Origin of the sequence: Chamaesiphon sp. VAR_48_metabat_403 (assembly GCF_031422475.1) — a bacterium.
Lineage (GTDB): Bacteria > Cyanobacteriota > Cyanobacteriia > Cyanobacteriales > Chamaesiphonaceae > Chamaesiphon.
The window spans coordinates 1-4,367 of the sequence record NZ_JANPLS010000365.1; the positions used below are offsets into that span (position 1 = coordinate 1).

Below are 4,367 nucleotides of genomic sequence, written 5' to 3' on the forward strand. Positions count from 1 at the left end.
GGCAAATCTGGCTGTTAAACGCCCACATTTCACCCCATAACTCGACGGGAGCGTATTTCAATCGCGAGCCGCTGTCTTGTCGGTTTTTTATTCTGGGGTTCCCCCAGAATAAAACCGCCGCTTCATGAATTGCCCCTACCCTGAATTTTAGATACTTAACCGCGCTTCATCGCTCGATCCATATCGCGTTTATCGTCTCGCTTCTTGAGATCGTCGCGTTTGTCATGGAGCTTCTTCCCACGTACTAATGCGATCGTCACCTTCACCTTACCCCGCTTGAGGTACATCTTCAACGGCACCAAAGTTAAACCCTGTTGCTCGACTTTGCCGATGAGCTTGCGGATTTCGGCTTTGTGCATTAGCAATCTGCGGGTGCGCGTCGGCTCGTGATTGAAATACGCTCCCGTCGAGTTATGGGGTGAAATGTGGGCGTTTAACAGCCAGATTTGCCCCTGTCGCAATAAGCCATAACCATCGCGCAGGTTAGCTTTACCCGCCCGAATCGATTTTACCTCGGTGCCTAACAACTCGACCCCCGCTTCGTAAGTTTCGAGGATTTCGTACAGGAACCGAGCTTGCCGATTGTCGGCAACAATTTTGATACTATCTGATTTTTCTTTCTCGCTCATATGTCTATTTTACTATTCACCAGCACGACTGGATCGATGAGTCGATCGGCAAAAATTCAGCCATGATATAGTTTATTGGTAGCAATAAAATGTAACTTTATCTAAAGATCTGGACTAATTGGTGAAATTTGGTATAGTTATTCCATTAAAAGTGACAATTTTACCAGTAGGTAGTTTACGTCGATCGATAAATCGACCGACCCCGCGATTTTCATTCTGAGAGGCAAAGCAGGGAACGACATCTGAATTTGGTCGATTTAGCTAGATAGTGTATTCTCAACAAGAGCGATCTCGATCTCATTCGGCTGCTACACAAACCTATTCTCGTTCGGTATGACTGTGACAAGGAATTTAGATCGGAAACAAACAATTATTGGTATGATAACGCCTGTTGGCAAGGCTCGTTCTATCTGGCTGGTGAGAAAATATTATGGGTAGCTCTATTGATTTTGGCGGTCGTCCGATCCATTTTATCGGCATTGGGGGTATAGGCATGTCGGGACTTGCCTACGTTTTAGCCAGACGGGGATTGCCAGTAGCTGGTTCCGATCTCAAATCGACAAACATTACGGCCAATTTGGCAGCAGCAGGAGCACATATTTTCCTCAAGCAGGATGCCAGTAATTTAGAATATTTCGATAATCATCCATCCGGGCAAACTCCGCAAATTATCTGCTCGACAGCCATTGGCAAGACAAATAGCGAATTAACAGCCGCGCTAGAACGAGGGTGCCCGATCTTTCATCGATCGGATGTATTAGCCGCGTTAATCGATGAATATACTAGTATCGGGGTAGCGGGTACTCACGGTAAAACTACTACTAGTAGCGAGATTGGCTATATGTTGACGATGGCTGGTGTCGATCCGACGATCGTCGTTGGTGGAGAAGTAACGGCGTGGGATGGCACGGCTAGAGTCGGTAAGAGCGAATACTTTGTGGCAGAAGTCGATGAATCCGATGGTTCGATCGTCAAGCATTCGCCCACAATTGGGGTGATTACCAATATCGAACTAGATCATACCGACCATTACAAGAGCCTAGAACAGGTAATTGCCACTTTCACCACATTTGCCAACCAATGTCAAGCAACTGTCGGTTCGATCGATTGTCCGATCGTCAGAGAACGGATGCAGCCGACGATTACTTATAGTATCGAACCGGGTCGAGTAGCAGATTATACCGCCGATGATATCGATTATCATAGTGCGGGAACTTCGGCCCAAATATATGAATATGGAAATTTATTGGGAACACTAAAGTTAGGAGTTTTAGGAAAACATAACTTGAGTAATGCGCTAGCATCGGTCGCCGTCGGTCGCAAGATCGGCTTAGACTTTGAGGCAATTGCTTCTGGCTTGGAGACTTTCAGCGGTGCCAAACGACGGTTTGAACTTCGAGGATACCAGCATGACATTACCTTTATCGATGACTACGCTCACCATCCGAGTGAGATCTTGGTTACTCTCAGTGCTGCTCGGTTGCGAGTCGGTACCGAACGCCGAGTTGTAGCTGTTTTCCAACCCCATCGTTACAGCCGGACTCTAGAATTTCTGGATGAATTTGCCCGATCTTTTAAAGATGCAGATGTCGCGATTATTACAGATATTTATAGTGCGGGAGAGGTAAATACTGGCACTATTAGCGGTGAAGAAGTCGTAACTCAAATCGGTCGGTATCACCCGAACGTTCGCTACGCGCCGACGCTGGCGGATGTATCGCAATACCTAACCCATAATCTCCAATCGGGAGATATCTGCTTGTGCTTGGGTGCGGGCAATCTCAATCAAATTATTCCAGAAGTAGTAGATTTCTACCGAAATATGTCAAATCTCCAATCGACATCAACAGTCGCGCGCACATAATTGTTTAGTGTATTATCAATGCTAGTTAACCTTTAGCGAAGTGTTGTAAATTTTACTTACCAAGCCGATCGATCTTATCTAAATAGCTGAGAACTGTCTGCATATTTCATCGATTTTCTGCTGCTGGCGACCGACCCCCCGATTTCAACACACTACCTTACATCTCCACCATGACACTTTCCCAAGACCGCTCGCGCAGCCTTCGATCTGCCAAAGCAACCATTATCGATACTCAGGCTCAGCATTCAGCTCCAGTTTCTACAGATACCGATCGAGACTTGGAAGTTCCGACAGATTGCTCGATCCGGGCAGGAGTATCGCTAAAAGGTTTGACCACATGGAAAGTTGGTGGAGCCGCCGAGTGGTATCTAGAACCTAGAACCCTGGCGGAAACTCAAAGCGGTTTGGCTTGGGCGAGGACAAACAATCTCCCGATTACAATTATTGGAGCTGGTTCAAATTTATTAATTAGCGATCGCGGTTTAGCGGGATTGGTCATTTGTACTCGCCATTTACGTCATGTCAGTGCTGCGGGAAACAGCGAAGATCGATCGATTTGTGCGGATGCGGGTAAAATGGTCGCCAGCCTAGCTTGGCAAGCCGCTCGTAAAGGTTGGGGCGGAATGGAGTGGGCAGCGGGGATACCGGGCACTGTAGGCGGTGCTGTGGTGATGAATGCTGGCGCGCACGGACATAGTACTCAAGAGATTTTAGTCAGCACCGAGGTATTAAACCTAGATGGCTCGATCGCAACGCTGACCAATCAGGATTTAAATTATAGTTACCGGACATCCAATCTGCAAGGCGATGCGCGGATCGTCCTCAGTGCCAAATTTCAACTCCTTACAGCAGAAGATCCTGAAGACATCAAAGCGCGGACATTCCGAGATTTAGAAAAGCGTCATAGCAAACAACCTTATGACAGACCTAGCTGTGGGAGCGTCTTCCGCAATCCTAGCCCTCTATATGCTGCCGCTTTAATTGAAGGACTAGGGCTAAAAGGACACCGAATTGGCGATGCGGAAGTTTCGACTCTTCATGCTAATTTTATTATCAATCGCAAAGATGCCACTGCCAGCGACATTAGATCGTTGATTTATTACGTTCAGCGTCAGGTTAAAGCCAACTACTCGATCGAACTCGAACCAGAAGTAAAGATGCTCGGCGAGTTTTAGATTAGGGATTAGGCGTTAGGCTTTAGGTACTAGGGGATTGGGGGTTAGGAGTTAGGGGATTGGATGCGATGGTGTTTTAACTTCTTAACTCTAATTGGGTAACATAGAATTAGGTGCGATCGGCATTACTTTTAAAGCCTAAAGCCCAAAACCTAAAGCCTACTGGCGGATACCCTCACCCCCGAACTTCCTGACTCCAGTAAGATGGGATATTGTTTAGATTGACTAAAAAGTAAAGATTATGACTCAAGGAAAAGGATTTGGCGGTTTCGGTCTCGGCAAGATGAAAGAACTTGCAGATGCCTTTAAAAAAGCCCAACAAGTACAAGAAGATGCCAAAAAGCTCCAAGAAGAACTGGAGGTAATGGAAATTGAAGGTCAAGCAGGTGATGTTACCGTAACTCTCAGCGGTAACCAAGAACCCCGTAGAGTCAATATCGGTGCTGATGCGGCGGGAAAGAGTCCTGAAGAACTCTCTCAATTAGTGCTAGATGCGATGACGGATGCTTATGAGAAATCTACTGCTACGATGCGCGAACGCATGGAATTACTCACTAGCGGACTAAATATTCCTGGATTGTAACCCGATACGTCAAGTAGCTGCGGAAATTTCATAGCTAAATTAGGGGTATTGCTAGACTAAATGATGTCAGCAGTACCCCTAACATTTTGGATTTTATTTTACCCCACCCAACCTCC

The 4,367-nt window shown here is 46.4% G+C and carries 4 protein-coding genes; 3 read left to right on the forward strand and 1 reads right to left on the reverse strand.

The annotated features are described in order from the left end of the window. Positions 1–155: 155 nt before the first annotated feature. The gene (gene smpB / locus RMO79_RS17665; RefSeq protein ID WP_295614969.1) at positions 156–629 is read right to left on the reverse strand and encodes an SsrA-binding protein SmpB; all 474 of its coding nucleotides are present in this window, start codon (positions 627–629) and stop codon (positions 156–158) included. A 430-nt stretch (positions 630–1,059) separates the two neighbouring features. Here smpB and murC point away from each other — a divergent pair, with 430 nt between their 5' ends. From murC to RMO79_RS17680, 3 genes are all read left to right on the forward strand, one after another. Beyond that, on the forward strand, positions 1,060–2,493 hold the full coding sequence (murC, locus tag RMO79_RS17670; RefSeq protein ID WP_310484559.1) for a UDP-N-acetylmuramate--L-alanine ligase: 1,434 nt from the start codon (positions 1,060–1,062) through the stop codon (positions 2,491–2,493). Positions 2,494–2,663: 170 nt separating this feature from the next. Beyond that, the gene (gene murB, locus RMO79_RS17675; RefSeq protein WP_310484560.1) at positions 2,664–3,668 is read left to right on the forward strand and encodes a UDP-N-acetylmuramate dehydrogenase; all 1,005 of its coding nucleotides are present in this window, start codon (positions 2,664–2,666) and stop codon (positions 3,666–3,668) included. Positions 3,669–3,909: 241 nt separating this feature from the next. After that, positions 3,910–4,251 carry a YbaB/EbfC family nucleoid-associated protein gene (locus tag RMO79_RS17680; protein WP_310484561.1) on the forward strand — a complete coding sequence of 114 codons (342 nt, stop codon included), beginning with the start codon at positions 3,910–3,912 and terminating at the stop codon, positions 4,249–4,251. The last annotated feature ends 116 nt before the right edge of the window (positions 4,252–4,367 follow it).